Source organism: Palleronia caenipelagi (assembly GCF_007004065.1).
GTDB lineage: Bacteria > Pseudomonadota > Alphaproteobacteria > Rhodobacterales > Rhodobacteraceae > Palleronia > Palleronia caenipelagi.
The window spans coordinates 57,699-82,160 of sequence record NZ_VFSV01000004.1; the positions used below are offsets into that span (position 1 = coordinate 57,699).

The following is a 24,462-nucleotide window of genomic DNA, read 5'->3' on the forward strand; positions in this document are numbered from 1 at the left end:
ATATCTCTTGGTGACAATGGACAGGCGATCGTATGCTTCCGGCATTCGGTCCTCGATCCAGGTGGTGAACTCGGGAGTGGACCGCGCGGCAGGGAGGCAGCCGACATGCAAAAGACCATATTCACGGGCACGATGCCGGCGCTGATGACCCCTTGCACTGCAGACAGGACGCCCGATTTCGACGCTTTGGTGCGCAAGGGCCGTGAAATGATCGAGGCAGGTATGTCGGCCGTGGTCTATTGCGGCTCCATGGGAGATTGGCCGCTCCTCACCGATGCCGAGCGCATGGAAGGGGTTGCGCGGCTGGTAGCGGCTGATTTGCCCGTCATCGTTGGCACTGGCGCGATCAATTCGCGATCTGCCGTGGTCCATGCTGCCCACGCGCAGGAGGTGGGTGCCGCCGGGCTCATGGTCATCCCGCGTGTACTGTCGCGTGGATCATCTGCCGCAGCTCAAAAGAACCATTTCAAGGCAATCCTCAGCGCCGCTCCGGACCTTCCGGCGATCATCTACAACAGCCCGGTCTACGGTTTCGCCACCCGGGCCGAATTATTCTTTGCCCTGCGTGGCGCGCACCCCAACCTCGTGGGCTTCAAGGAATTTGGTGGGAAGGACGATCTGCGCTATGCGGCCGAGCATATCACTTCGATCAACGACGGTGTCACACTGATGGTCGGGGTGGATACGGAGGTCTATCACGGCATCGTGAATTGCGGTGCGACAGGCACAATCACGGGGATCGGAACGGCTCTGCCCCGGGAGGCGCTGCTGTTAACGGCCCTCGCGCGGAAGGCCGCGGACGGTCACGCCGAGGCCCGGAGGCGCGCATTGGAGCTTTCGGAGGCGCTGGGGGTTTTGGCCAGTTTTGACGAGGGCGCGGATCTGGTCCTCTATTACAAGCACCTTTTGGTTTTGAATGGTGAGGAGGAATACCGGCATCATTTCTACGAGACTGATGCCCTGAGTGACGCGCAGCGCGGCTATTGTGAGCAGCAATACGCGCTCTTTCGTCGCTGGTTCACCGACTGGTCACGGCAAGGCGGGATTGTCGCGGAATGCATGTGATCGACAGCCACACCGGAGGCATGCCCACGCGGGTCATTCTGGACGGCGGTCCAGATCTGGGCTCCGGGGCTCTGGCCAGCCGGGCGCGACGGCTTGCGCGGGATCACCGCGCGTTCTGTGATGGTGTCTTGCGGGCTCCGCGCGGGCAACCGGGTATGGTCGGGGCGCTGCTCCTGCCGCCAGATGACCCGGATTGCGCCACAGGTGTTATCTATTTTGACGCTGGAGCGGTGCTTGGCATGTGTGGCCACGGCACCATCGGGCTGGGCGTCAGTCTGTCATTTCTGGGCCGGCTCAGTCCCGGCGCAATTCGTGTCGAGACACCGGTGGGCGTGATCCCCCTGACGCTTCTCGATAGAAACACCGTCCAATTGACCAATGTCGAAAGCTATCGGCTGCGCCAGAGCGTTCCGCTCGATGTGCCGGTATACGGTCGCATGACGGGTGATCTGGCCTATGGTGGCAACTGGTTTTTCATTGTCGATCCGAGTCCTGTTCCCGTTCAGCCATCGAATATTCGCGTGCTGAACGATCTGGCTCTTGCCATTCGCGATGCGTGCGAGTCAGCAGGGATTACGGGCGCGTCGGGGGCAAAACTGGATCACGTTGTCTTGCAGTGTCAGTCAGATGATCCAACCGTTCACGGGCGGAACTTCGTCCTGTGTCCCGATGATGAGTACGACCGCTCCCCCTGCGGCACGGGCAGTTCGGCGCGGCTGGCCTGTCTGGCCGCTGACGGGCGATTGGCTCCGGGTGAGGAGATCGTGCAGGAAAGCGTCATCGGCAGTCGCTACCGCCTTTCTTATCAGCCGGGTCCGATGGGTGGCATCTTACCCACCCTGACCGGCAGCGCGCATGTCATGGCCGAGGGTCGTCTGATCTTTGAGCCGGGTGACCCGTTTCGAGAAGGCATCCGCTATGCGTCCTGAAGCCAATATCGTGGTCCTCGGTGCCGGGATCATTGGCATCAGCACTGCGCTCGAATTGCAAAAGCGCGGTTTCGCCGTTCTGGTCATTGATCGCGATCCGGTGGGTATCGGCACCTCCTCTGGCAATGCGGGAGGCTTCGCGTTCAGCGATATCGAGCCGTTGGCTACCCCCGGCATCATCCGTAAAGCTCCGAAATGGCTGCTGGATCCGTTGGGGCCTTTGTCGATCCCGCCGCGCTATGCTTTTCGAATAGCGCCATGGATGATGCGGTTCTGGCGTGCAAGCTGGCGTGATCGCAGCGCGGCTTCGGCCGTGGCGCAAGCGGCCCTCATGGCACATAGTCGCGCGGCTCTGGAGCGACAGATTTCTGATGTTGAGGGCGAGGATCTGATTGAGCGACAGGGGCAACTCAACCTTTATGAGGGGGCAGCCGCATTCCGTCGCAGCAAACCGCTTTGGGAGGCGCGAGAGGCTCATGGCATCCCTTTCGCGCATCTTACCAGCCCTGAGGCGATTGCGGAGATCCAGCCCGGCCTCGACAGCCGTTTCACCCATGCCGCGTTCTCGCCCACATGGATGAACACGGTCGACCCCCGCCGCTGGCTGTGCCGTCTGGCGCACCGGTTTGAGGCGCGTGGGGGACAGATCATGCGCGGTGAGGTCCAGACGATCACTCCGATATCTTCGGGCATCCGTTTGATCGTTTCGGAGGGCGCTGTCGAAGCGTCCCGCGTGATCATTTCCGCCGGGGCGTGGTCCCATCATCTTGCACGACAGCTTGGCCACAGGATCCCGCTTGAGACGGAGCGTGGCTACAACACGACCCTGCCTGCGGGCGCGTTTGACTTGCGGACGTTCCTGACCTTTGGCGCCCATGGGTTCGTTGTTTCGCCGATCAATGGGGGCATTCGAGTGGGTGGCGCGGTAGAGCTGGGCGGGCTCGATCTGCCTCCGAATTACCGCCGCGCTGAAATGCTTCTGACCAAGGCTCGAAGCTTCCTGCCGGGGTTGAAGACCGAGGGCGGGACTCAGTGGATGGGGTATCGTCCGTCGCTCCCGGACAGCCTCCCGGTGATCGACCGTGCACCCGGTCTCCCGCAGGTCATTTACGCCTTTGGTCACGGTCACCTGGGCCTGACCCAGTCCGCAGGGACCGCGGAGCTGGTGGCTGATCTGGTGATGGAGCAAACACCCGCGATTAATCTGACTCCTCTTGCCGCGACCCGCTTCTAGCCTCTGACCGTGCTAATTCATCGGTGGCCTCTCAAAACAGAGGACACCGATGGTCCGGGCGTACTGATCGTCGGCGTGCAGGACTTCGTGTTGAATACACCCCCTGAGCAGGAGCACAGCATCCCCCAGTGCCATCTCTACGGTGAGCGTCCGTTGAACCCGACCTATCGCGTTTCGATTACGGAGGCTAAGTGTCCACGATCTCTAGTGGACACGATGAGGCACTCTATGAGCAGGCGGAAGAAGCTATTTTGGGCCGACGAGGAGAAGCGGGGATGTTGTCACGTTAACAGTTGCAGGTTTGCGAACTTGCCGAGATCGGCATGGTCGGCCCAGATGTCGACATCGCTTATCAGCTACAAACGCCACCGCTTTCCGCCCGAAATCATCGCCCACGCGGTCTGGCTCTACGTCCGTTTCAATCTGAGCCTGCGCGAAGTCGAGGAGATGCTGCTCGAGCGCGGGATCGACGTCTCATACGAGACCGTCCGACGCTGGATGGTGAAGTTTGGTCCCGGCATCGCCCGAAATTTTCGCCGCCGCCAGGCGCACCCGGGCGACTTTTGGCATCTGGACGAAGTCCGTGTGGAGATCTCGGGTCGTGTGTTCTGGCTCTGGCGCGCTGTGGATCAGGATGGGATGGTTCTGGACGAGATCTTGCAATCCAGACGTGACAAACGGGCGGCGAAACGGCTTCTGAAGTCGCTGATCAAGCGCTACGGAAATCCCCGGCGGATCGCGACGGACAAATTGAGATCGTACGGCGCGGCGAAACGCGAGGTGGCGCCCGGTCGCAAGCACCGGTCCCACAAAGGTCTGAACAATCGTGCCGAAAACAGCCATTTGCCGTTCCGCAAGCGAGAGCGATGCATGCAGGGATTCCGATCTCCGGGAGGCTTGCAACGATATGTGTCCTGCCACTCAGCCGTACGCAGCCGCTTCTCCGCTCCCGCCCGCCGCCGTTCCGCAGTTCAGATCAGATACCACCGCCTGGAAGCCTTCGACGCGTGGAAGGTCGCTGCGAGCATCGCTAGAACGGCGAACACAATCGCCTTCATGCGGCTCGCCACACTTAATGTGACAACACCGCCGCAGCAGTTCGCTCTGCCGGAAGCGCCCGTGTCGGTTCTTTGAGAACGTAGAATGGTCGGGGATCTTGTCCGAAAGATCGAGGCGGCAGAACCACCGGTACGCGAGGTTCAGATGGACCTCCTCGCACAGCCTGCGCTCGGAGCGGATCCCGAAGCAGTACCCCACCAAAAGCATCCGGATCAGTAGCTCAGGATCAACGGAAGGGCGGCCAGTTTGGCTATAGAAATCGGCGAGATGGGACCGGAGACCGCTCAGGTCGACGAACCGGTCAATCGATCTCAGCAGATGGTTCTGAGGGACGTGATCTTCCAGTGAGACCTCGTAGAACAGCGCCAGCTGCGCTTCCTGCCTCGGTCCCATCATCGCTGATCCTCCCGCTCTACAACAGAAGTGAATCAGCGAACGACACCTCAATCAAGCAAGAGTTTTTCAACAAAATACGCCAACTGCTGATATTGGTCGATTTCGCCCATCATCGCCCGAATGCCCGTCTCAGCATTTTCCAGACCGCCATCGGCCACGGTGGCAGTGACCTCGGCGACAATCGCTTCCTGTCGCGCCCAGGTCTCTGCGGTCAGGCGATCCGCTATGAACCCGGAGCAAAGGAACGCCAGCGGAATTCCGAGCGCCAGAAAAGCCCCGTACACCCCGAGGCTGCGGGGCACGCCGCCGAGTGGCCTCTCCCGACCGCTCGCCAGCACCGCGGCCCAGACGAGGCTGGCCCCGCGACCAAGGCGAACCCCACCGCGGCCAGCGGTCCCATGGCGACCGCCAGCACGCCCGAGACCAGCATCACCGCGAACACGACGCCCGCGATCCGCTCGATGGTGTCGTCGATGGGCTCCAGCACTTTCAGCGGTTGCGCCGATCCCTGCCCCACCACCGACACCCCGACCTCGACCTCCTGCGCTGAGGAGAGGAAGGCGTTGAGCGTCCGAAGGGTGACGTATGTCGCGGAGGCCCCGATCGAGATGCGCGTTGCATAATCCACCGCCCGGGTGGTGCTGGGCAGGGTCCGGGACGCGAACGCCGCCCCGATGGACAGGGCGGCGATCACGATCAGTGCGATGAGTCCGGCTTTGCGGCGGTCAGCCGTCGGCGCGGATGGTCGCGTTTTTGGGGTCATAGGGCGAGTCCTCGGTGACTTCGGCATCATAAAGCTCGCGGAACATCCGCACCTTGAGCTTCGTGCCCGGCACCGCGAGATCGGGACGGACATAGCCCATGCCGATAGATTTGCCAAAGGCCACGGAATAGCCCCCGGAGGTCAGACGCCCGATCTTTTCGTCCCCCAGATAGAGCGCCTCACGCCCCCAGGGATCAGCGTCCTCAGGTCCGTCAATCAGCAGCGTCACGCATTTTGAACGGATGCCGGTTTCTTTCATAGCCGCTTTGCCGTGGAACTCCTTGGACAGATCGACAAAGCGCGGCAGATCGGCCTCCAGCGGCGTCGCGTCGCGGCCCAGTTCGTTGCCAAAGGCGCGGTAGGATTTCTCCTGCCGCAGCCAGTTCTGCGCCCGCGCGCCGACCAGTTTGAGCCTGTGCTTTTCACCCGCGGCCATCAGCTGATCCCAGAGATAGCTTTGCATCTCGATCGGATGGTGCAGCTCCCAGCCGAGCTCGCCCGTATATGCGACGCGGATGGCATGGACCGGGCACATGCCCAACTCGATATCGCGCGCCGACAGCCACGGAAAGCGCTTGTTGGACAGGGCCGTCTCGGGCTCGGGGTCCTTGATCAGCTCCTTCAGCACATCACGGGATTTCGGCCCGGCGATGGCGAACACGCCCCACTGGGTCGTCACATCCTGCACAACCACCATCTGGCCGGTCTCGGCCATGAAGTCCTCGGCGGCCTTCATCAGGTAATCGTGGTCATAGGCCTGCCAGGCACCAGCGGAGACGAGGTAATACTCCGTCTCGCCCTTGCGCACGATGGTGTATTCGGTGCGCGTCGTGCCTGCGTCGGTCAGCGCGTAGGTCAGGTTGATCCGGCCGACCTTCGGCAGCTTGTTGCAGGTGAAGTGATCGAGGAAGGCCGTGGCGCCGGGGCCATAAACCCGATGCTTCGCAAAAGCGGTGGCGTCGACCAAGCCCACACCCTCGCGGATCGCTTTGGCCTCCTCGACCGCGTATTGCCACCAGCCGCCCCGGCGGAAGCTGCGCGCCTCGAAGTCGAAATTATCCGCCGCGTCGGTGGGGCCGTAATAGTTCGGACGCTCAAACCCATTCACGCAGCCAAACTGCGCCCCCAGCGCCTTTTGCTGGTTATAGACCGGCCCGGTGCGCAGGGGACGGCAGGCTTCACGCTCCTCATCGGGGTGGTGGAGGATGTAGACATGCTCATACGCTTCTTCGTTCTTCCGAGCGGCGTATTCCGTGGTCATCCAGTCCTGCCCGTAGCGCTTGGGATCGAGGGAGGCCATGTCGATCTCGGCCTCGCCCTCGACCATGAGTTGGGCGAGATAGTAGCCCGCGCCCCCGGCGGCGGTGATGCCAAAGCTGAAGCCCTCGGCCAGCCACATATTCCGCAACCCCGGCGCGGGTCCCAAGAGCGGGTTGCCGTCCGGCGTGTAGCAGATAGGGCCATTATAATCGTCCTTCAGCCCCACGGTTTCCGAGGACGGAATCCGGTGGATCATGGACATGTATTCCTCCTCGATCCGTTCCAGATCGAGCGGGAAGAGGTCGGCGCGGAAGCTGTCGGGCACGCCGTATTCGAACCGTGCGGGCGCGTTACGCTCGTAGGGGCCGAGGATCCAGCCGCCGCGCTCCTCGCGCACGTACCATTTCGCATCGGCATCGCGCAGAACCGGGTGCTCGCCGTTCGTCTTGCGGTATTCCACAAGCGCCGGATCGGGCTCTGTGACGATGAACTGGTGCTCGACCGGAATCGCCGGGGTCTTGATCCCGAGCAGTTTCGCTGTGCGCTGGGCGTGGTTGCCGGTGGCGGTCACCACATGCTCGGCCTCAACGACCATCTGCTCGTCGGTGGGCACGAGGTTGCCGCCCTTTTCCGCCATCTTCGTCAGAGTGACACGCCACGCGTTCCCGGTCCACTCGTAGCCATCCACCTGCCACTTGCGCTCGATGGTCACGCCGCGTTGACGAGCGCCCTTGGCCATAGCCATGGTGACATCGGCAGGGTTAATGTAGCCATCGGTCGGGTGATAGATCGCGCCCACGAGATCGTCGGTGTGGACCAGCGGCCAGCGTTCCTTGATCTGGCCGGGGGTCATCCACTCATAGGGCACACCCACCGTCTCGGCGGTGGAGGCATAGAGCATGTATTCATCCATCCGCTCCTGGCTCTGGGCCATGCGCAGGTTGCCGACCACAGAGAAGCCCGCGTTCAGCCCGGTCTCTTCCTCCAGCGTCTTGTAATACTTTATCGAGTAGTCGTGGATGTGGGTCGTCGCATAAGACATGTTAAAATACGGCAGCAGGCCCGCCGCATGCCACGTGGAGCCACTGGTCAGTTCGTCCCGCTCCAGCAGCACCACATCCTGCCAGCCCGCCTTTGCTAGATGATAGGCAATCGAGGCACCCACGGCACCGCCACCGACTACAAGAGCTTTCACATGGGACTTCATCGCCCGCCTCCCTATGACTTTGGGCCTGCTCTAGCGAGTCAGACGCGAAAGACGAAAGGTATGTCCGACGCAACGGTGCAAAAAACCGACATGGGGGCTCGGGTCTGTTTCTTTGATGCCTCTGAACAGTATGAAAAAGTGGCGTTTAATATGACAGACTTGCAGCAGTGCTAGGGCGCAGCTAAGACAATTTTACTGAACCTCAAAGTAGAAATGGTAACTCCATGAACAAGTTTATCGTGATTTTAGTGGCATTCACCACAATCGCCGGCTGCGGTGGCACCAGCACCAGAACAGCCGATGTAGGAAAAACGATTGTTTATCCTGACGGTAGCGGGGAATTCGTCTTTCATGGGGATCAGGCGGTCGGTCGCTGAAGCTGCCATCCTGACGCAACAGCCTCTCGCAGCACAGACGCTCGTCCTCTGCGAATCAAGCATAAGAGACTGGTGCGTTAACCAAATCTTCTTGAAGGGGTGATCGGGAAATATGCGATCGCCCCTTTTGCGTTAAACGGCCGCGTTCAGCCTCAGCGGCCCACATGCGCTGCAGAGCCGAGCAGAGGTTCTCTCGGCTCTCGCGGACAACCCAGAGTGCGCGACCACCAGACAGCGCAAGTGACATATCGCTACCTACGTCTCAGGGCGCGGCGCATCGGATCCATAGGGCGGCTTTTGCAGCGGCAGAGGCGGGAACCAGTCGGGCACGACCCCCTCGGACGCGCGGGTTTCCAACGGTGCTATCCAAGTGTCCGCGCGGAACAGATGGCGCTCAGTCTCCGTCAGGTCCACCTCGGGGTCGATCATTGGCTGGGCTGGGCGTCCGTTGAATGCCACGGTGTAGCGGGCATAGACCTCGGCTTCGGACCAGCCCACAACTGTGATCAGCCGATGCTCCAGCCAGATCGCAAACTCGCGGGACAGATCTGGCCGGGTCATCACGTAGCGCGCTTTTCGCTTACCAACGATGACGATGGGATCCAGAAAAACCTCCTCGCCTGTCTGAGGGTTGACCGCCAGATAGCCGCCCTCGGCCGCGCGGTCGTAAACCCGCATTCTCCAAGAGAACCGATGCCCCTCGCCGGTCCAGCCCACGAGGTTCGGAAACATCGCCTGCCGCACCGGCAGAAGCAGCTGGATCGCAAACCAGACGATCAGCAACGCCAGAAAGCCCATGCGCACGGGTGCAAATGCCGCGGGCTCTGTCCGCGTCGGAGCAGGATCTGTGCCGCCCACAACACCCGTGATCCGACGCCAGAGTTGCGACGGCCAGTCGGGGTCGAAAAAGATCAGCGTGATCGCGATGGTCAGCCACGGAAAGATCCCGATGTTGAACATGGCCGCGTTCGACATGTGAAAGAAAGTGTAGATACAGAACTGGGCCAGTCGCGTCTTGCGCCAGAGGAGCAGCGGCGCGCCGATCACATGCAATGCCACGACGCCCCATGACGCCAGAACGATCATCCCGTCACTGTCGAACAGCGGGCCGTAAAAAACGTCGCCCTGATTAGCGGGCAGCCATTTCAGCAGAGGTTGCCCCCGCAGCCAGTCATCCGTGATCTTTACCAGGCCGGCATAGATCAGAATGATTTCTGTTTGCAGCTTCAGCGCAGCAACGGGCCAGCGGGGGATCCACTCCGACCGTTTCACCAAACCGAACAGCGCATCAAGCGACCACATCCTGTTCGCTGGCGCGAGAGCCAGGAAAAACGCGTAAAGCAGCACCATATAGTTGTGGTTCAGGTACTGTGCCCGGTCGAGCAGGAAAAAGTACCCAAACGACAACAGGAAGGCCACGATTGCGACGCGATAGAACAGCCCCAGTGTCACAAGCGCCGCCGACAGCCCGACCACCCCCCAGGCGACGTAAATCCAAGGCTCGGGCAGCGGTTTGACGAAGTCGAAATACGGAAAGTTGACCGGACTCAGCACATAGTAGCGGTAAATGCGCTCCGCATCCACGTAGCGGAAGTAGTCCCAGACGAGGATCAGACCAAAAAGGATCCGCGTTACGGCGAGCGACTGACCGGAAATCGGCATCGAAAGCCACGCACGCAATCTGTCAGTTTTCTCGGAGAGGTGCATCTTGAGGCCGTCCCGCTTCGTGTTGGTCGTCGACTCAGGGGTGTAACCGACCATCCGCGACTTTCAACCGCAAAGGGTGCCGCCCCCTGCCCCGATGACAAGACCTCAAAATCTTGATAACGGCGTCGCATGACCAACCAGCACCTCCCTGATCCGACCGGCGCCGCGCCTCTGACCATCGTCTACGACGGGGATTGTCCATTTTGTGCCAGCTATGTGCGCATGGTGCGTCTACGGGAAACGACCGGGCCTGTCGAAATGGTGAATGCGCGGGAAGACCATCCCATCCTGTCCGAGATCCGCGCCCGCAACCTGGATCTCGATCAGGGTATGGTCGTGCGCTATGGGGATCAGTTCTACTACGGGTCCGACGCGATCAGCGCCATTTCACTGCTCTCCACGCGATCGGGCCTGTTCAACCGGGCCATGCGCGCGGTGTTTGAGCATCCGGGGCGTGCGCGGGTGCTCTATCCGTGGATGGTCAAGGGGCGCAACACGACGCTGCGCCTCCTGCGCCGCAAACCGATCAGCGCCTCCGTGGATCGCTGACCGGAGCGGCTCAGGCCCCGTAAGGTACCCAGATATTTTTGACCTGAGTGGCCCTGGCGAGGAAGTCGCGGCTTTGCCCTTCGGACCCAGCCCAATCGCGGGCGCCGTCGGCTTCGGTCCAGACCTGTTTGAGGTTGCCGGCGCTGTCTGCCTCGACCTGTTTGCGCGCGCTGCCCACATACCACAGGGCATCCACCCCGTCATGCTGGGCCAGCACCCGCGCCAGCTCATCGCGCGGCCCGGTGACGATGTTCACGACGCCCGCCGGGATGTCCGACGTCTCGATGACCTGATAGAGATCGGTGGCGCTGAGCGGGTGGGTCTGAGACGGTACCGCCACGACGCGGTTGCCCATGGCAAGCGCGGGCAGCATGAGTGACAGGAGCCCCGCCAGCGGCGCCTCCGTCGGGGCGACCACACCCATGACGCCCAGAGGCTCGTGCATCGCCAGCGTCACATGACCCGATACCGTGTTATGCACGGCACCGTCGAATTTATCGGCCCAGGCGGCGTATCTGAAGCACCGCGCAATGGCGGCCTCAACCTCCGCACGGGCGGTTTTCTCCTTCGTGCCGGAGGCAGTCAGGCGGGCGGTGAACTCCTCCGCCCGGGCCGAGAGGTTCTCGCCCAGATAATAGAGGATCTGCGCCCGCTGGTGGCCAGTCGTGTTCGCCCAGCCGCTGGCCTTGGCGGCAGCTTCGACGGCGTTGCGGATATCCTTGCGACTGCCGAGGGCGGCAAGACCAATGGGACCCTTCGCGCCATTCACCTGATAGACATAGCCGCTGTCGGGGCGGGCTTGCTTGCCGCCGATGAACAGCTTGGCCGTACGGTCCAGCGCGGCGCCGGTGGGGCCGCCGGGAACCGGGTCGAGGGCAGGCAGATCAGTCTCCTGACCCGTGCGGGCGGGGCTGCGCATATAGGCCGCCATGCCCTCGCGCCCGCCTTCGCGGCCATAGCCGCTCTCGCGGTAGCCGCCAAACCCGGCGGCGGCGTCGAACAGATTGGTGCCGTTGACCCAGATCACCCCGGCCTTCACCTGACGGGCGATGTCGAGGGCCTGTGTGATGCCTTCAGACCAGATCGACGCGGCGAGCCCGTAGCGGGTGTTGTTGGCCAGCGCCACGGCGTCATCGGGCGTGCGGAAGGGCGTGATCGTGACCACGGGGCCGAAGATTTCCTCGGTCGAGAGGACGGAGGCGGGCTGTGCGTTCGTGATGATGGTCGGCGGGTAAAAGCACCCCTCAGGCGCGGCGCCCTGGTGGATCTCCGCCCCCTCGGCGCGTCCCTGCGCCACCAGCTCCGCGATACGGTCGCGTTGCACGGGGTGGACGATGGCGCCGATATCGGTGTTTTTGTCCAGAGGGTTGCCGACGGTGAGACGGGCCATGCGGGCCTTCAGCCGTTCGGTAAAGCGCGCCTCAATGGCCTCGGCCACCAGCACCCGGGACCCGGCACAACAGACCTGCCCCTGATTGAACCAGATCGCGTCCACGACGCCCTCTACCGCAGCATCGAGATCGGCGTCCTCGAAAACGATAAAGGGGGATTTGCCGCCCAGTTCGAGCGTCAGCCCCTTGCCCGAGCCAGCGGTCTGGCGGCGCAGGATCTTGCCCACCTCGGTCGAGCCGGTGAAGGCGAGCTTGTCCACGCCGTCATGCCCCGCGATGGCCGCGCCGGTTGCGCCGTCGCCGGTGACAATGTTCAGCACCCCAGCAGGCAGGCCACATTCGGCGGCGATTTCGGCGAAGGCGAGCGCGGTCAGGGGCGTGTATTCGGCGGGCTTCAGCACCACCGTGTTGCCCGCCGCGAGGGCCGGGGCAACCTTCCACGCCAGCATCAGCAGCGGGAAGTTCCACGGGATGATCTGGCCACAGACGCCCCAGGGTTGCCGGTCCGGGAATTCCTCGGCCACCAGCTCGGCCCAGCCCGCATGGTGGTAGAAATGGCGGGCGACGAGTGGGATATCCGCGTCGCGGGATTCGCGGATCGGCTTACCATTATCGAGGCTCTCCAGCACGGCGAGAAACCGCGCGTGCTGTTGCACATGGCGGGCCAGCGCGTAGAGGTGCCGTGCCCGCTGATGGCCCTGTAGACCGGCCCATTTGGGCTGCGCCTTACGCGCGGCAGCCACGGCAGCGTCCACGTCGGCGGTGGTCCCCTGGGTCACGCGGGCGATCTCGCCGCCAGTGGCGGGGTTCGTGACGGCAAAGGTTTCGCCGGCCCCGGTGAATGTACCATCAATGAAATGGCCAAAGCCGGCCTCGTGCCGCCCCAGCCAGTCCTGCACGATGTCCTGCGCCTCGGGGGCGGGGCCGTAGTCCATATCGGTCATGATCTCGGAAATCTTCATCTGGTCCTCAGGACATGGCGTGGCGGTGCGAGGCGGCGTAGCGCCCGGTGACATGGTGTTCGAGCTGCCGCTCGATATCGCCCAGCATGGACGAGGCGCCAAAGCGGAACAGGTCGGGCTCCAGCCAGGGGCGGCCCAGCTCTTCCTTCATCAGCACCTGCCATTGCAGGGCTTCCTTGGCGGATTTGATCCCGCCCGCGGGTTTGAAGCCGATCTTATGCCCGGTCAGCGCTCCGTAATCGCGCAGCGCGCGGACCATGGTGAGCGAGACGGGGAGGGTCGCGTTGACACCTTCTTTGCCCGTGGAAGTCTTGATGAAATCGGCCCCCGCCTGCATGGCGACCATGGAGGCGGCGTAGACCTTCGACAATGTGCCGAGCTCGCCTGTGGCGAGGATCACCTTCAGATGGGCGTCGCCGCAGGCCTCGCGCATGGCCATGATCTCATCGTAGAGCGCCTGCCAGTTGCCGGTCAGCACGTGTTCGCGGGTGATGACGATGTCGATCTCATGGGCACCCTGCGCCACCGTCCACTCGATTTCCGCCAGCCGCAGGTGCAGCGGCATCAGGCCCGCCGGAAAGCCCGTAGCGACGGAGGCGACCGGAATGCCAGAGCCGTCCAGCGCCTCGACCGCGTGGGGCACCATGGTCGGGTAAACGCAGACCGCGCCCACCGTCAGGGGCATATTGCCTAGGTCAAGTCCCTCGCGAATATGGGAGGCCAGAGGGTTCCGGGCCTTGGCACAGAGGCGGTGGACCTTGCCGCGTGTGTCATCCCCGGCGAGCGTCGTCAGGTCGATCAGCCGGATGGCGTTCACCAACCATGCCGCCTGATAAGCCTTCTTCACCGAGCGGCGGCTGCCAAACCCGTCGGCGCGGCGTTCGGTCGCGGGACGATTGACCCGGATTCCCTCGAACATGGATGTGTCGAGGGGCATTCCCGGATTGCGGCTGGGGCCCTCGGTGTGTGGGGTGGATCTGTGAGACACCGTGCTCTCCGTGCTAACCTCTGCCCACTTAGCCAGACTGAGGCGATCCTGTCCAACAAGATGCGCCCTTGGTGACCTTGCGGCACTCATGAACTCGTGATCGCCATGAAAAGTGATTAAAGATGTACCTTTCCGTGAACCTATGTAGAGTTACACCTTACCGTTGAGTTGGGGACTGATGACCGCACCGCACCGCCTGATCCGACAGCTGATGTCAGACGTGAAAACGGCCCAAATCGGTCGACGGGAGTTTCTGGCCCGGGCCACCGCAACCGGGCTATCGGTCGCGGCTTCTTATGGCGCACTGGGGCTCCGGCCTGCCTCTGCAATTGAACGCGCTGCGCGCCGCGCAGGCGGTGCGATGCGGATCCAGCAGGATGTTCTGGAGTTGGGGGATTCCCGCGCTTTTGCCTGGCCGCAAATGGCAAATGTGGCGCGTGGCTGGCTCGATCCTCTGGTGCGTTACAACCGCGATGGAACCTTCACCCCGTTTCTGCTCGAAAGCTGGTCGGTCTCCGAAGATGCGATGACCTACGTTCTGACCATTCGGGAGGGCGTCACCTGGTCAGACGGCGCAGCGTTCTCCAGCGAGGATGTGGCTTATAACTTCGATCGCTGGTGTGATGGCACGGCGCCGGGCAATGCCATGGCCAGCCGCTTCGGCAGCCTGATCTCGGACGCGACCAACCGCGCGGCCCCTGGCGCTATCGAAGTTCTGGATGAGCGGCGGGTGCAGTTAAACCTCCGCTTCCCGGACGTCACGCTGATCGCCTCCTGCGCCGACTATCCTGCGCTGATCGTGCCGCAGGATTTCGATGGAAATGTGCTGAACGCCCGCGGGACCTCGGCGTTTCGGGTGACCGACTTTGAGGTTGGGCGACGCGCCGTTCTGGCGCGACGGACAGAAACGCCCTGGTGGGGAGCGGCTGCCCTCGGCGACGCAACCCTCGATACCGTCGAGTATCGGGATCTCGGATTGGCCGAGAGCGATTGGTTCACGGCAGCCGATCTGGGCGAAATCGACCTCGTGATGGAAAGCTCCGGCGACTTTTTCGACCTGTATCAGGCTATTGGTTGGCGGCCCACTGAAGCGTTGACGGCCAGCACAATGGTATTCAGGGGGCGGCAGGACGTGGTACCTTTTGACGATCGACGGGTGCGCAAAGCCCTGCAATTTGCAGCGAATAACGAAACCTTGCTGCAACTGGGGTATTGGGGTCGCGGTCGCATCGCCGCCCACGATCATGTGTCCCCGGTGCAGCCAGACTACGCGGATCTTGGTCCCGCAACCTACGACCCTGCCGAGACGCGCAGTCTGATGAAAGCGGCGGGAGAGCATGACACCGAATTCGAGCTGGTCTCTATCGACAGCGACTCGCGCCGAAAGACCGCTGATACGATGGCCAGCCTGTTGGCCGGCGCCGGCGTCCGGGTGCGGCGCAGGTTGGTCAGCCCCGAGGACTTTCGGATGAATTGGAAGGACTATCCCTTCTCCATCACCGATTGGGGGCATCGACCATTTGCGGTGCAGACGCTTGCTCTGGCCTATCGCAGCGGCGCAGCCTGGAACGAGTCCCGTTTCTCCAACGCAGAATTCGATGCGCTTCTGCTCAAGGCGCAGGGCACCCCGGATGCCCGGCAGCGCTCGGACATTATGGCGCAACTCCAGCGGATCCTGCGGGACGACGGGACCATCATCCAGCCCTTCTGGCGGTCATCTTTCCGGCATTCCAGCCCGACCGTGGTGAATGGCGACCAGCACCCAACCTTTGAGATTTTCCCCTATGAACTCGGCTTTTCGGCATAAGGCATCGCGGCGTCGCGTCGATTGGCGCCCGCGGGATGTGGGTATTTTCGAACACAAAGAGGAGCGGTTGTTGCTAAGGAGGGGCCTCGACGCATGGTCCCAGACTGCGCTGCATGAGGACTGAGTCCACCCACCGGCCGTGCTTGTATCCGACATTTTCAAACGTACCGACGTGAACAAAGCCGTGACGCCGGTGGAGCGCAATTGAAGCGGCGTTGCCGCTATGGCCAATCACCGCGATCATCTGACGCCACGGGCCGGCCTCGCATGTGTCAATGAGCGCGGAGAGGAGGCGGGAGCCAATGCCCTGCCCCTCAGCGCCGGGCGCGAGATAGATCGAGTCTTCGACCGTGTAGCGGTAGGCGACGCGGGGGCGATAGGGGCCGGCATAGGCGTAGCCGAGGATCCGGTGCGCCCGCATTGCGACCAGATAGGGCATTCCGGCCTCGGTCACCCTCGCGTGACGGGCGCGCATCTCTTCGACCTCGGGCGGTACGGTCTCGAAGGTCGCGAGACCGTTCAGCACGTGATGGCCGTAGATTTGCGTGATCTGCCCGAAATCCTCCGCCACGGCCTCGCGCAGACGGAGGCTGTCAGCCATCCGTGGTGATCTGGTAGCGGGCGGTCTGGGAGAAGGTCTCGCCTGGGCGCAGAGTGATGTCGGGCCAGTCCGGACGCCCCGGCGCGTCCGGCCAGCGCTGCGGCTCGATGGCGAGGGCGGCGTGGCGCGCATAAGGGTGGCCGTGGAGCGTTTCGATCGAGGGGTCGGTCTCGAAGGCGTGGAAGCCAAAGATCTGGAGCCCCGGCGCGTCGGTTGTGATCTCAAGCGCGAGGCCGGTTGCTGGTGAGGACAGGCGCAACGCAGGTCCGTCGCCATTCAGGCAGAAATTATGATCGATATTCGGGAGCTTCGCTGGTTGGAGGGTCACCGGCTGACGAAAGTCGAAGGGCGTGTTTTCGACCGAAGCGATCTCGCCCGTCGGGATCACATCGGCATCGGTGGGGGTGTAATGATCGGCGCCGATTGTCAGCTCCTGCCCGCCCCAGCCGGTGGGCGGTTGCATCGTCCAGTAACCGTGATGAGCGAGGTTCATCAGGGTGGTGTGGTCTGTGGCAGCCGTTTGGTCGTGGACCAGTGTGTCGCCGTCGAGCCGGTAGGTCGAGGTGATCCGCCGGTTGCCGGGATAGCCGCCTTCGCCATCGGGCAGATCGATGCTCAAAGTGACGCTATCGGGGGTAGTGTTGTCGATGGTCCAGATCTTGCGGTTCACCCCAGCCGCGCCGGAATGGAGGCTGTGGCGGCCTGCTTGATTGGCGTCAAACCCGTAGGTTTGGCCGTCGATCTCTGCTTCGGCGCCGCGAATGCGGTTGGCGACGGGACCCATGATCGTACCAAAATTCAGAAATGGGCCGTCATAGGCGTCGGCCCGGGACGGGCTGAGGACCAGCGGCAGATCCGGGTGGCTGGCATGGCGGACGTCATAGAGTGCGGCGCCAAAATCGAGCACGGCGACACGGAGCGTGCCATTGTCAAGGGTGATGCGCTGTACACTGTGCCCGTCGGGCAAGGTCCCGGGGAGGGTGTCGCGGGTCATGTCAGAGGGTCTCCCATGTGACGCCCGCAGGGGGCAGGGTCTGGCCCGCGACCTCTACCGGGGCGGGGCCGTAGTTAAACCAGAAGCGGTGGGTCGGTGTACGGCGGCTGCGCAGGCCCTCGGGCAGGGTTTCAGTGGACAGGCCCGCCGCATGGCAGAGATCCCGCAGGATCCGGGTCATGGCCGCGTCATCGGGCCATCCGGCGAGGTAATGCAGGTTGCCCGCGCGCAAAAGGGCCGGGGCACCGTCGGAGCGGGTCTCAAGAACCTCGGTGTCGCCCTCGATTTCCTCGACCCAAGTGCGGAACGTGCCACCTCTGGCCAACGGCCGGTCGGCGCCTTGGGGCAGGGTCTCCACATAAGCCACCCGCGCATCGAGGCCGGGCAGACCGGGGGGCAGGCCGTCTGGGATCGACATCTCGGGCGTCTTGGCGCCGGAGCGGGGGCCAAACAGCGCTGTGCCGGTGATCTGGTCTGTGAGGCCCTCAGGGACCGTGGCGAGGCCGGGGGCGAGGACCAGTTTGTAGCCCGATGGATCCGCATCGGGGGGCAGAATGTCGATATCGAGGCCCAGCCCGCGCAGCGCTTTGTAGACCGCGAAGACCAACCCGAAATAGCTGAAATCCTGTCCTTGCGGCTGTACCTCCCACGCCCAAACGGAGGCATAGTCGAAGATCAGCGCCACATCCGCCGCGGCAGTCTCGGCGTCGGGCATGGCTGCAATTTCATCCGCCACCTGCCGCGCCTCGGCCAGAGCGGGAGCGGGCGCGCTATCGGGGCGCAGGAGGCCCGCGTGGTATTGCTCCTGCGCCATCGGGGCCTGACGCCAGCGGAAATAGCAGACCGTTTCGGCGCCGTGGGCAAAGGCTTCCCACGCCCAGAGCCGGGCCATTCCGGGCAGCGGCGCGGGGTTGTGGGGCGCCCAGTTCACCGGGCCGGGCTGCTGCTCCATCACCCAGAGCCGCCCGCGTCCGACCGCGCGGTAAAGATCGTGGTGGAAGGCTTGCAGATCGGGGTGACCCTGCCGCAGGAACATCGCTTTTTCCGCGTCACTGGCCGGGGTCCGATCCATAAGAAAGCCCAACGGATAGCTGTCCCACGATGCGACATCGAGATCCGCGCCGACGTGGAAATGGTCGAAATCGAGCACCACGCCCATGTAGTTATGGATCAATGGTGCGTCGGTGAGGTCGCGCAGGATCTCGGTCTGGGCGCGGTTGAAAAGCACCACCTGATCCGAGGAAAAGCGCCGGAAGGCCAGCGCATGGGCGGGGTTGACCTCGGTCACTGTCAGGTTCGGCAGTCCGATCTGGTCGAAACTGTCGTAATCCATCGACCAGAAGACATTGCCCCACGCCCGGTTCAAGGCTTGCGGGCTCTGGTAGCGCTGGGCGCACCAGTCCTGAAAGGCTCGACGAGCAGCGTCGGAATAAGAGATCGTCGTGTCGTGGCAGCCATATTCGTTATCCGTCTGCCAGGCCGCAATGCGGTCATCGCGCCCATAGCGCTCGCCCAGCAGGCGCGTGATCCGGCGGCATTCGGTCAGGTAGCCCTGGTGGCTGAAGCAATAGTGCCGCCGGGAGCCGAACCCGCGCGGGCGTCCTTCGGCGTCAAAGGCCAGCATGTCCGGGTGCTTGTCCAGCATCCAGCGCGGCGGCGTGGCGGTGGGCGTGCCGAGGATGATCTTCAGCCCGTGATCGGCAAGAACCCCGATGGCGCGATCGAGCCAGTCGAACTCCAGCTTGCCGGGTTCGGGTTCCAGCCGCGACCACGCGAATTCTCCGATCCGCACCCATGTCAGGCCCGCCTCGGCCATACGATGGGCGTCCTCGGACCAGATCTTCTCGGGCCAGTGTTCGGGATAGTAGCAGGTGCCAAGCGTCCGGTCGGTCATGCGGGGCTCCGTCAGAGGTGAATGCGGTGTTCGGGCTGGCCTGTGACCGGCGTGGGGACGCGGAATGTGCGGCCATGCCCAGGCTCTTGTGTCAGGGTCGGCTCGTCGAGGCCGATGGCAGCCGAGGTGACATATAGTGCGCCGTCACCGAAGGCCGGGCAGGTGATCTGGGCTGCGGGCAGGGCAACGCGGTCGAGAATCTCGCCACTCGCCGGGTCGTGGCAAGTGACTTGTGATCGGCCCCAGCGGGCGATCCAGATCCGTCCCTCCGCGTCCACCACCGCCCCGTCCGGGCCACCTTCGCCGGGGACGGCGAACGCGGTCTCGGGCGCGCCCACCGGCCAGCCCTCCGCATCAATGCGCCAGCGCCGGATCTCGCCCGAAGGCGTGTCGGTGAAATAGGCGGTCTGACCGTCAGGTGCAAAGGAGATGGCGTTTGGGATGGTGATGCTGGGCAGGAGCTGCGTGACCTCGCCCCTGTGATAGCGCCAGATCGACCCGGCGCCGGTCTCGGCGCCGAGACCCATGGTGCCAATCCAGAAGCCCCCTGCCGGGTCCGCGCGGCCATCATTGCTGCGTGTGATCGCGGTGTCAGGCTCCAGCGGGACGAGAGGTGTCTGAGCGCCGCTGTCGAGGTCGAGCAGGGTCAGATCCCGGTCAGTGGCGACGATGACCTGGGTCTCGTCCACCCAGCCCAGCGCCGAGACGAAGCGGTCGAACTCGTAGCTGCGCAAAGTCCCCCCCTCGCGGGTCAGGACCCGGCGTGAGAGGATGTCGCACCAGTAGAATTGCCGCCGTGCCGGGTGCCAGAACGCCCCTTCGCCCAGCAGGCAACGCGTGTGGTCATGGACCTCCACGCTCATGCAAAGGCCGCGTCATGGGCGGCCACCATCTCCCGCGCCCGGGCCGCGACGTCGCCCGCGCTGTCGCCGGGGCGGTAGAGCGACGTGCCGATGCCAAAGCCCGACGCCCCGGCGGAGACCCACTCGCGAAAATCCGCAGGCCCAACGCCACCAACCATATAGAGCCGCGTTTCGGTCGGCAGAACCGCGCGAATGGCCTTCAACCCGTCGATGCCGAGGCGGAAGGCGGGGAAGACCTTGAGCGCCGTGGCCCCGGCCTTCAGCGCGGCAAAGCACTCGGTCGGCGTCAGCACACCCGGGTAGCTGTCGAGCCCGGAGGCCTTCGTCGCGGCGATGACTTCGGGGTCGCAATTGGGCGAGACGATCATCCGCCCACCCGCATCGCGCACGCGGATCACGTCCTCAGGCGTCAGCACCGTGCCCGCGCCGATCTGCGCCACGTCCCCATGGGCTTTGGCCATTGCCTCGACCGAGGCGAAGGGTGAGGGCGAGTTCAGCGGCACCTCGATCCGGGTGATCCCTGCGTCGATCAGGGCGCCCGCCACGGCTTCGGCTTCGGTCGGGTCAATGCCGCGCAGGATGGCGATGATCTGTCTCATAGGCTCGGTTCCAGCTTTTTTCGGGCGGCACGGAGGCCAGCCAGAGTGGCGGCGTCGCCCTGCGTGAGGATCGGGGAGACACCCTGCGCGCGCAGGGCCTCGGCGTAATGGGCGGTGAGCTTCGGCGCACCGATCAGGGCCACGGGCATGCCCAGCCAGTAGGGGCGCGCGGCGGCGAGTTCGGCGCCGACCAGCAACCCCGATAGGCGTGACCGGGCGGAGCGCGCGCTGTCGGGTGTCAGGAGCCCCTCGGCCCGCAGACCAAAGGCACGGGCCGCGAGGGCTTCGGGCCGTGACATGCCGTCCGAGACGGCCTCAAGGAAGGTCGCGGCGTCCCAGTCATCGGCCATGGAGTGACGCAGGACCGTGTGGGCGCCGAGGGCGGCAAAGATCTCGCCGGTCATGGCGGTCTGAAAGGACACGACCTCGCCCGCCGAGACCTGCACCCATTTCGTGTGGCTGCCGGGCAGGCACAGCACTCCATCGAAGTCAGGGTTCATCGCCTGGAAGCCCGCGATCTGGGTCTCTTCGCCGCGCATCACGTCCGGCGCGGGGCTGAGCTGCGACAAGCCCGGCAGCACACGGACATCAAGGCGCGGATCGGTGGCCGCGGCGCGGGTGACGTTGTCGGAGACGGGGGTGCAGGGCACTTGCCGGTAGGCGGCTTCGACCCAACCCTGCCGGGAGCCAACCATGCCGCAGGCCATAACCAGCGTACTCTCGCGCAGATCCCAATCCGCGATCAGCTCAGCCAATGCTGGCTCGAATTCGTCGCGCGCCAAACCGCCCATCCCCTTTGGCGAGGTTGCTTCGGCCAGCACACCACCATCCGCCCCCATGGCCCAGGCGCGCAGGTTCGAGGTGCCCCAGTCGACGGCGATCCAGTCGGGTGTCACAGCTTCTCTCCCTCAACGACCCACATGGTCGCTGGCCAACTCCACGGCAAGGCCAGCCCCGCCTGCATAAGCGTTGCGCCCGTGAGCTCAAGGGGGCCGTCCAGCAGAGCAGGCGCGCCCCGGCTCTGGGGTGGCCGGTCCTCGGGGTTCAGCAGCCGGACCCGATAGCGGGCGCCGGGCTCCAGCCCCGCCAGCCGCTGGGGCCGGGGCAGAGACTGGGCCGAACTCGCGTGCCGTCCGGCGAACAGCACGAACCGGCTGCCATCGGCGGCGATCTGCACTTCGGGCGTCACTGCCGGGTCGTCACTGTCGAGCGGTAGAGTCACGCCACCCATGCGCCAGTCGCGGGTCTCTTTGTACCAGCCGATGATCTGGCGCAGCGTGGCGGCCTCGTCCTCATTCAGTTCGCGCGGGTCCATCTCCATGCCCATATGGCGCTGAGCGGCGACCCAGCCGCGAAAGCTCATGGGCAGGATGCGCCCGGACGTGTGGCACTGGCGCGGCCCCACATGGGAGCCGGTGATCGCAGGCGGCAGGAACAAGGCGGCCTCGTGCTGGATCCGCAGCCGCTCGATGGCGTCGTTGGAATCCGACAGCCAGACCCGGTGGGTGCGCCCGAGAATGCCCGCGTCAATGCGCCCGCCCCCCGAGGCGCAGCTCTCGATCTCGACCGTCGGATGGGCGGTACGCAGGCGGTCGAGCAGATCATAAATTCCGTAGGTTTGGCGCGCATCCACCACCGGAAACAGGCGGTTATGATCCCATTTCAGGTAATCGATGGCGTTGTCGCGCAGCAGCGTGTCGAGAAGACCGAAGAGATGATCCCGGACGGCATCCTGTGACAGGTCGAGCGCATATTGTCCCCGCCCCGGTGTCTGATCTTCGGGACCCAGCAGCCAGTCTGGATGGGCGCGGAACAGGTCGCTGTCGCGGTTCACCATCTCCGGCTCGACCCATAGACCGAAGCTCATGCCAAGACTCTGGACATGCTCGATCAGCGGCGTCAGCCCGTCGGGCCATTTGCGCCGGTCCACCTGCCAGTCCCCGAGCGAGGTGGTGTCATCGTCCCGCCGTCCGAACCATCCATCGTCGAGCACAAAGCGCTCGGCCCCCAGCGCGGCGGCCCGGGTGGCGATCTCGGTCAGTGTCTCGGGATCGTGGTCGAAATAAACGGCTTCCCAGCAATTGTAATGCACTGGGCGCGGGCGCTCCGGGTCGGGCCAGGGCACCACGTGGTCGCGGAGATAGGTCTGGAAAGCACGGGCAATCCCGGCCTCACCCTCGATACTGCAGGCGATGATCAACGTGCCGGAGGAGAACTCTGTACCCGGCACCGGATCGCTGTCCCAGCTCCGCCCCATCTGCAGTTGCCGCCGCCCATCGGGCAGCTCTTCGGCGACAAAGCGATGCCCCCCGGACCAACCGAGATGCAGTGCGCGGGCGGTGCCCGAGGTCTTCGTGCAGCCGCGTGAGAGGATCAGCGCCATCGGGGGATGCTCGTGTCCCGACCGACCCTGCCGCGCTTCGCGCAGGCGTATGCCCTGGGACCATGGCGTGATCTGACGGTGAAACTCGCGGATCCACGACCCTTGCCAGTCATGGATTGCGTCGCTGTCCTGCGGCCCGGGCAGCACCGGGGCGGCGAGCCAGTGGCAGCTCACGGGGTGATCCGCGTTGAGGCGGGCTTCGGCGGTGATCACGTCGCCAGTGACCTGAAACCGGGCGATATAGGTCAGGCCCAGCGCGGGATCGGTGAAGCGCAGCGCCAGCCCGTCCTCCGTCTCTGCCCCGGCAAAGCGGAACCGGGGTTTCAGCGGTCCAGACCGGTCCGCGATCGACAGCCCCGGCTGCCCGGCAAAGCTTTGCCCCGGATCAGGACAGATCGACAGAGGCGCGACCGCATCCATGTTGCCGCTGCCGAGATCCGGACGCAGTGCGGCGGCGAGCGCCCCAATATCTTCACCCTCCGGCAGGGGCGGCCCCCAGTAGACGGCATCGGCCATCGCGTCGCCCGTTACGCGCAGAAGCAGGGTCTGCCCAAGGCTGTCGAGCCGCCAGTGCTGACTCATTTCACCGCCCCGAGGGTAAGCCCCGCGATGAAGTGGCGCTGCATGAGGAAGAACATCAGAACGGGTGGGAGCGCCGCGACGATGCTGCCCGCGCTCATCAGGTGATAGGCGGCACGGTACTGGGCGTTGAAGGACGTGATCCCGGCGGTGACCGGCTGGCTCTCGGGGCCTTGGGTCAGCACCACCGCCCAGAAATAATCGTTCCAGATGAAGGTAAAGATCAGCACGGCGAGCGCGGCCAGGGCGGGTTTCATCAGCGGCAACACAATGTACCAGAAGATCCGCCATTCCGCGACGCCCTCGACCCGCGCCGCTTCGATCAGCTCACCGGGGAGCTGGCGGATGAAGTTCCGCATAAACAGGGTGCAGAAGCCGGTCTGAAACGCAATGTGAAACAGGATTAGCCCGCGCTTGGTGTTGTAGAGGCCCAGATCAAGGGTCAGGTCCCGCACCGGCACCATAAGGATCTGGAACGGCACGAAGTTACCCGCCACAAACATGAAGAAGATCAGCAGGTTGCCGTTGAAGCGGTACACACCAAGAGCGAAGCCCGTCATCGCAGACAGGGCAACCGCACCGAGCACGGTTGGGACTGTGATCAGAACGGAATTCATCATGTAGCGCGGCATGTCCGACTGGAAAAATACCGCGCCGTAATTCTTGAACCCTTCGAAGGACGAAGGGATGCCCCAGTAATTCGCGTTGGTGAAATCCTCCGCGGGGCGGATGGAGAACACGGCGACGGCAATCAACGGCAACAGCCAGAGGATGAGCGCGATGGGCAACACCGACTTATAGGCGATCCGCGCGGTCGGGGAGGCTTTCTCAATAGGCGTTGGAAACATGGATCAA

20 protein-coding genes and 2 pseudogenes are annotated in these 24,462 nt (G+C 63.9%); 7 read left to right on the top strand and 15 right to left on the bottom strand.

The window, feature by feature from the left end; genetic code table 11:
• Positions 1 to 105 precede the first annotated feature (105 nt).
• The 4 genes from FEV53_RS03165 to FEV53_RS03180 all read left to right on the top strand — a co-directional run bounded on the left by FEV53_RS03165 (position 106) and on the right by FEV53_RS03180 (position 4,362).
• Positions 106 to 1,065 carry a dihydrodipicolinate synthase family protein gene (locus tag FEV53_RS03165; protein WP_142833374.1) on the top strand — a complete coding sequence of 320 codons (960 nt, stop codon included), beginning with the start codon at positions 106 to 108 and terminating at the stop codon, positions 1,063 to 1,065.
• Positions 1,056 to 1,994 carry a 4-hydroxyproline epimerase gene (locus FEV53_RS03170; protein ID WP_142833375.1) on the top strand — a complete coding sequence of 313 codons (939 nt, stop codon included), beginning with the start codon at positions 1,056 to 1,058 and terminating at the stop codon, positions 1,992 to 1,994. The genes FEV53_RS03165 and FEV53_RS03170 overlap by 10 nt, the downstream gene beginning before the upstream one ends.
• Positions 1,984 to 3,228, top strand: a complete 1,245-nt coding sequence (locus tag FEV53_RS03175) for an NAD(P)/FAD-dependent oxidoreductase (protein WP_142833376.1) — start codon at positions 1,984 to 1,986, stop codon at positions 3,226 to 3,228. Before FEV53_RS03170 ends, FEV53_RS03175 begins: the two co-directional genes overlap by 11 nt.
• A gap of 336 nt (positions 3,229 to 3,564) precedes the next feature.
• Positions 3,565 to 4,362 carry an IS6 family transposase gene (locus FEV53_RS03180; protein ID WP_425465469.1) on the top strand — a complete coding sequence of 266 codons (798 nt, stop codon included), beginning with the start codon at positions 3,565 to 3,567 and terminating at the stop codon, positions 4,360 to 4,362.
• Here the strand turns inward: FEV53_RS03180 and FEV53_RS03185 are convergent.
• The 3 genes and pseudogenes from FEV53_RS03185 to FEV53_RS03200 form a co-directional block, all read right to left on the bottom strand.
• Positions 4,318 to 4,683 (bottom strand): annotated as a pseudogene (locus FEV53_RS03185) (transposase); the annotation flags it as partial. The gene FEV53_RS03180 and the pseudogene FEV53_RS03185 sit on opposite strands and share 45 nt — an antisense overlap.
• Positions 4,684 to 4,906: 223 nt before the next feature.
• Positions 4,907 to 5,446, bottom strand: a complete 540-nt coding sequence (locus tag FEV53_RS03195) for a hypothetical protein (RefSeq protein WP_142833378.1) — start codon at positions 5,444 to 5,446, stop codon at positions 4,907 to 4,909.
• Entirely contained in the window at positions 5,409 to 7,913 is a 2,505-nt protein-coding gene (locus tag FEV53_RS03200; protein WP_142833379.1) for a GcvT family protein, read from the bottom strand. Before FEV53_RS03200 ends, FEV53_RS03195 begins: the two co-directional genes overlap by 38 nt.
• A 224-nt stretch (positions 7,914 to 8,137) precedes the next feature.
• On the opposite strand from FEV53_RS03200, the gene FEV53_RS20755 reads away from it, so the two are divergent.
• Positions 8,138 to 8,290: a hypothetical protein gene (locus FEV53_RS20755; RefSeq protein ID WP_185962079.1), complete on the top strand. Its 153-nt coding sequence runs from the start codon at positions 8,138 to 8,140 to the stop codon at positions 8,288 to 8,290.
• Positions 8,291 to 8,545: 255 nt separating this feature from the next.
• Here FEV53_RS20755 and FEV53_RS22090 read toward each other — a convergent pair whose 3' ends face one another.
• Positions 8,546 to 9,088, bottom strand: a complete 543-nt coding sequence (locus FEV53_RS22090; RefSeq protein WP_425465471.1) for a hypothetical protein — start codon at positions 9,086 to 9,088, stop codon at positions 8,546 to 8,548.
• Between the two features lie 105 nt (positions 9,089 to 9,193).
• Positions 9,194 to 10,051, bottom strand: a pseudogene (locus FEV53_RS22095) (HTTM domain-containing protein); the annotation flags it as partial.
• A gap of 75 nt (positions 10,052 to 10,126) precedes the next feature.
• Here FEV53_RS22095 and FEV53_RS03210 point away from each other — a divergent pair.
• Complete coding sequence (locus FEV53_RS03210) at positions 10,127 to 10,546, top strand: DCC1-like thiol-disulfide oxidoreductase family protein (protein ID WP_142833381.1); 420 nt, start codon at positions 10,127 to 10,129, stop codon at positions 10,544 to 10,546.
• A 10-nt stretch (positions 10,547 to 10,556) separates the two neighbouring features.
• On the opposite strand, the gene FEV53_RS03215 is transcribed toward FEV53_RS03210, so the two are convergent.
• Both FEV53_RS03215 and deoC read right to left on the bottom strand, forming a co-directional pair.
• Positions 10,557 to 12,899 (bottom strand): aldehyde dehydrogenase family protein, encoded by a 2,343-nt coding sequence (locus FEV53_RS03215; protein ID WP_142833382.1) that lies wholly within the window; start codon positions 12,897 to 12,899, stop codon positions 10,557 to 10,559.
• A 7-nt stretch (positions 12,900 to 12,906) separates the two neighbouring features.
• On the bottom strand, positions 12,907 to 13,836 hold the full coding sequence (gene deoC, locus FEV53_RS03220) for a deoxyribose-phosphate aldolase (protein ID WP_142833475.1): 930 nt from the start codon (positions 13,834 to 13,836) through the stop codon (positions 12,907 to 12,909).
• Positions 13,837 to 14,065: 229 nt separating this feature from the next.
• Between deoC and FEV53_RS03225 the strand changes: the two genes are divergently transcribed.
• Positions 14,066 to 15,694 (top strand): ABC transporter substrate-binding protein, encoded by a 1,629-nt coding sequence (locus FEV53_RS03225; RefSeq protein ID WP_142833383.1) that lies wholly within the window; start codon positions 14,066 to 14,068, stop codon positions 15,692 to 15,694.
• Positions 15,695 to 15,767: 73 nt separating this feature from the next.
• On the opposite strand, the gene FEV53_RS03230 is transcribed toward FEV53_RS03225, so the two are convergent.
• Genes FEV53_RS03230 through FEV53_RS03265 form a run of 8 tightly spaced genes read right to left on the bottom strand, consistent with a single transcriptional unit; the run spans position 15,768 to position 24,455 of the window.
• Positions 15,768 to 16,295, bottom strand: coding sequence for a GNAT family N-acetyltransferase (locus tag FEV53_RS03230; protein WP_142833384.1), 528 nt, complete (start codon positions 16,293 to 16,295; stop codon positions 15,768 to 15,770).
• Positions 16,288 to 17,289, bottom strand: coding sequence for an aldose epimerase family protein (locus FEV53_RS03235; protein WP_142833385.1), 1,002 nt, complete (start codon positions 17,287 to 17,289; stop codon positions 16,288 to 16,290). Before FEV53_RS03235 ends, FEV53_RS03230 begins: the two co-directional genes overlap by 8 nt.
• A 1-nt stretch (position 17,290) precedes the next feature.
• Positions 17,291 to 19,183 carry a beta-galactosidase gene (locus FEV53_RS03240; protein ID WP_142833386.1) on the bottom strand — a complete coding sequence of 631 codons (1,893 nt, stop codon included), beginning with the start codon at positions 19,181 to 19,183 and terminating at the stop codon, positions 17,291 to 17,293.
• An 11-nt stretch (positions 19,184 to 19,194) separates the two neighbouring features.
• A complete protein-coding gene (locus FEV53_RS03245) occupies positions 19,195 to 20,046 on the bottom strand; it encodes an SMP-30/gluconolactonase/LRE family protein (RefSeq protein WP_142833387.1) in 852 nt (283 codons plus the stop codon).
• Positions 20,043 to 20,645, bottom strand: coding sequence for a 2-dehydro-3-deoxy-6-phosphogalactonate aldolase (locus tag FEV53_RS03250; protein WP_142833388.1), 603 nt, complete (start codon positions 20,643 to 20,645; stop codon positions 20,043 to 20,045). Before FEV53_RS03250 ends, FEV53_RS03245 begins: the two co-directional genes overlap by 4 nt.
• Complete coding sequence (locus tag FEV53_RS03255) at positions 20,642 to 21,541, bottom strand: 2-dehydro-3-deoxygalactonokinase (RefSeq protein WP_246100718.1); 900 nt, start codon at positions 21,539 to 21,541, stop codon at positions 20,642 to 20,644. The genes FEV53_RS03250 and FEV53_RS03255 overlap by 4 nt, the downstream gene beginning before the upstream one ends.
• Positions 21,538 to 23,610, bottom strand: coding sequence for an alpha-galactosidase (locus tag FEV53_RS03260; protein WP_142833389.1), 2,073 nt, complete (start codon positions 23,608 to 23,610; stop codon positions 21,538 to 21,540). Before FEV53_RS03260 ends, FEV53_RS03255 begins: the two co-directional genes overlap by 4 nt.
• On the bottom strand, positions 23,607 to 24,455 hold the full coding sequence (locus FEV53_RS03265; protein ID WP_142833390.1) for a carbohydrate ABC transporter permease: 849 nt from the start codon (positions 24,453 to 24,455) through the stop codon (positions 23,607 to 23,609). Before FEV53_RS03265 ends, FEV53_RS03260 begins: the two co-directional genes overlap by 4 nt.
• Positions 24,456 to 24,462 lie beyond the last annotated feature (7 nt).

What these genes read in the sequence shown, in the direction of transcription:
- FEV53_RS03215 (WP_142833382.1), bottom strand. Translation starts at nt 12,899, where the DNA reads ATGAAGATTTCCGAGATCATGACCGATATGGACTACGGCCCCGCCCCC.
- FEV53_RS03195 (WP_142833378.1), bottom strand. Translation starts at nt 5,446, where the DNA reads ATGACCCCAAAAACGCGACCATCCGCGCCGACGGCTGACCGCCGCAAA.
- FEV53_RS03175 (WP_142833376.1), top strand. Translation starts at nt 1,984, where the DNA reads ATGCGTCCTGAAGCCAATATCGTGGTCCTCGGTGCCGGGATCATTGGC.
- FEV53_RS03250 (WP_142833388.1), bottom strand. Translation starts at nt 20,645, where the DNA reads ATGAGACAGATCATCGCCATCCTGCGCGGCATTGACCCGACCGAAGCC.
- FEV53_RS03265 (WP_142833390.1), bottom strand. Translation starts at nt 24,455, where the DNA reads ATGTTTCCAACGCCTATTGAGAAAGCCTCCCCGACCGCGCGGATCGCC.
- FEV53_RS03240 (WP_142833386.1), bottom strand. Translation starts at nt 19,183, where the DNA reads ATGACCGACCGGACGCTTGGCACCTGCTACTATCCCGAACACTGGCCC.
- FEV53_RS03245 (WP_142833387.1), bottom strand. Translation starts at nt 20,046, where the DNA reads ATGAGCGTGGAGGTCCATGACCACACGCGTTGCCTGCTGGGCGAAGGG.
- deoC (WP_142833475.1), bottom strand. Translation starts at nt 13,836, where the DNA reads ATGCCCCTCGACACATCCATGTTCGAGGGAATCCGGGTCAATCGTCCC.
- FEV53_RS03210 (WP_142833381.1), top strand. Translation starts at nt 10,127, where the DNA reads ATGACCAACCAGCACCTCCCTGATCCGACCGGCGCCGCGCCTCTGACC.
- FEV53_RS03230 (WP_142833384.1), bottom strand. Translation starts at nt 16,295, where the DNA reads ATGGCTGACAGCCTCCGTCTGCGCGAGGCCGTGGCGGAGGATTTCGGG.
- FEV53_RS03170 (WP_142833375.1), top strand. Translation starts at nt 1,056, where the DNA reads ATGCATGTGATCGACAGCCACACCGGAGGCATGCCCACGCGGGTCATT.
- FEV53_RS03225 (WP_142833383.1), top strand. Translation starts at nt 14,066, where the DNA reads ATGACCGCACCGCACCGCCTGATCCGACAGCTGATGTCAGACGTGAAA.
- FEV53_RS03165 (WP_142833374.1), top strand. Translation starts at nt 106, where the DNA reads ATGCAAAAGACCATATTCACGGGCACGATGCCGGCGCTGATGACCCCT.
- FEV53_RS22090 (WP_425465471.1), bottom strand. Translation starts at nt 9,088, where the DNA reads ATGGGCTTTCTGGCGTTGCTGATCGTCTGGTTTGCGATCCAGCTGCTT.
- FEV53_RS03180 (WP_425465469.1), top strand. Translation starts at nt 3,565, where the DNA reads ATGTCGACATCGCTTATCAGCTACAAACGCCACCGCTTTCCGCCCGAA.
- FEV53_RS03235 (WP_142833385.1), bottom strand. Translation starts at nt 17,289, where the DNA reads ATGACCCGCGACACCCTCCCCGGGACCTTGCCCGACGGGCACAGTGTA.
- FEV53_RS03260 (WP_142833389.1), bottom strand. Translation starts at nt 23,610, where the DNA reads ATGAGTCAGCACTGGCGGCTCGACAGCCTTGGGCAGACCCTGCTTCTG.
- FEV53_RS03200 (WP_142833379.1), bottom strand. Translation starts at nt 7,913, where the DNA reads ATGAAGTCCCATGTGAAAGCTCTTGTAGTCGGTGGCGGTGCCGTGGGT.
- FEV53_RS20755 (WP_185962079.1), top strand. Translation starts at nt 8,138, where the DNA reads ATGAACAAGTTTATCGTGATTTTAGTGGCATTCACCACAATCGCCGGC.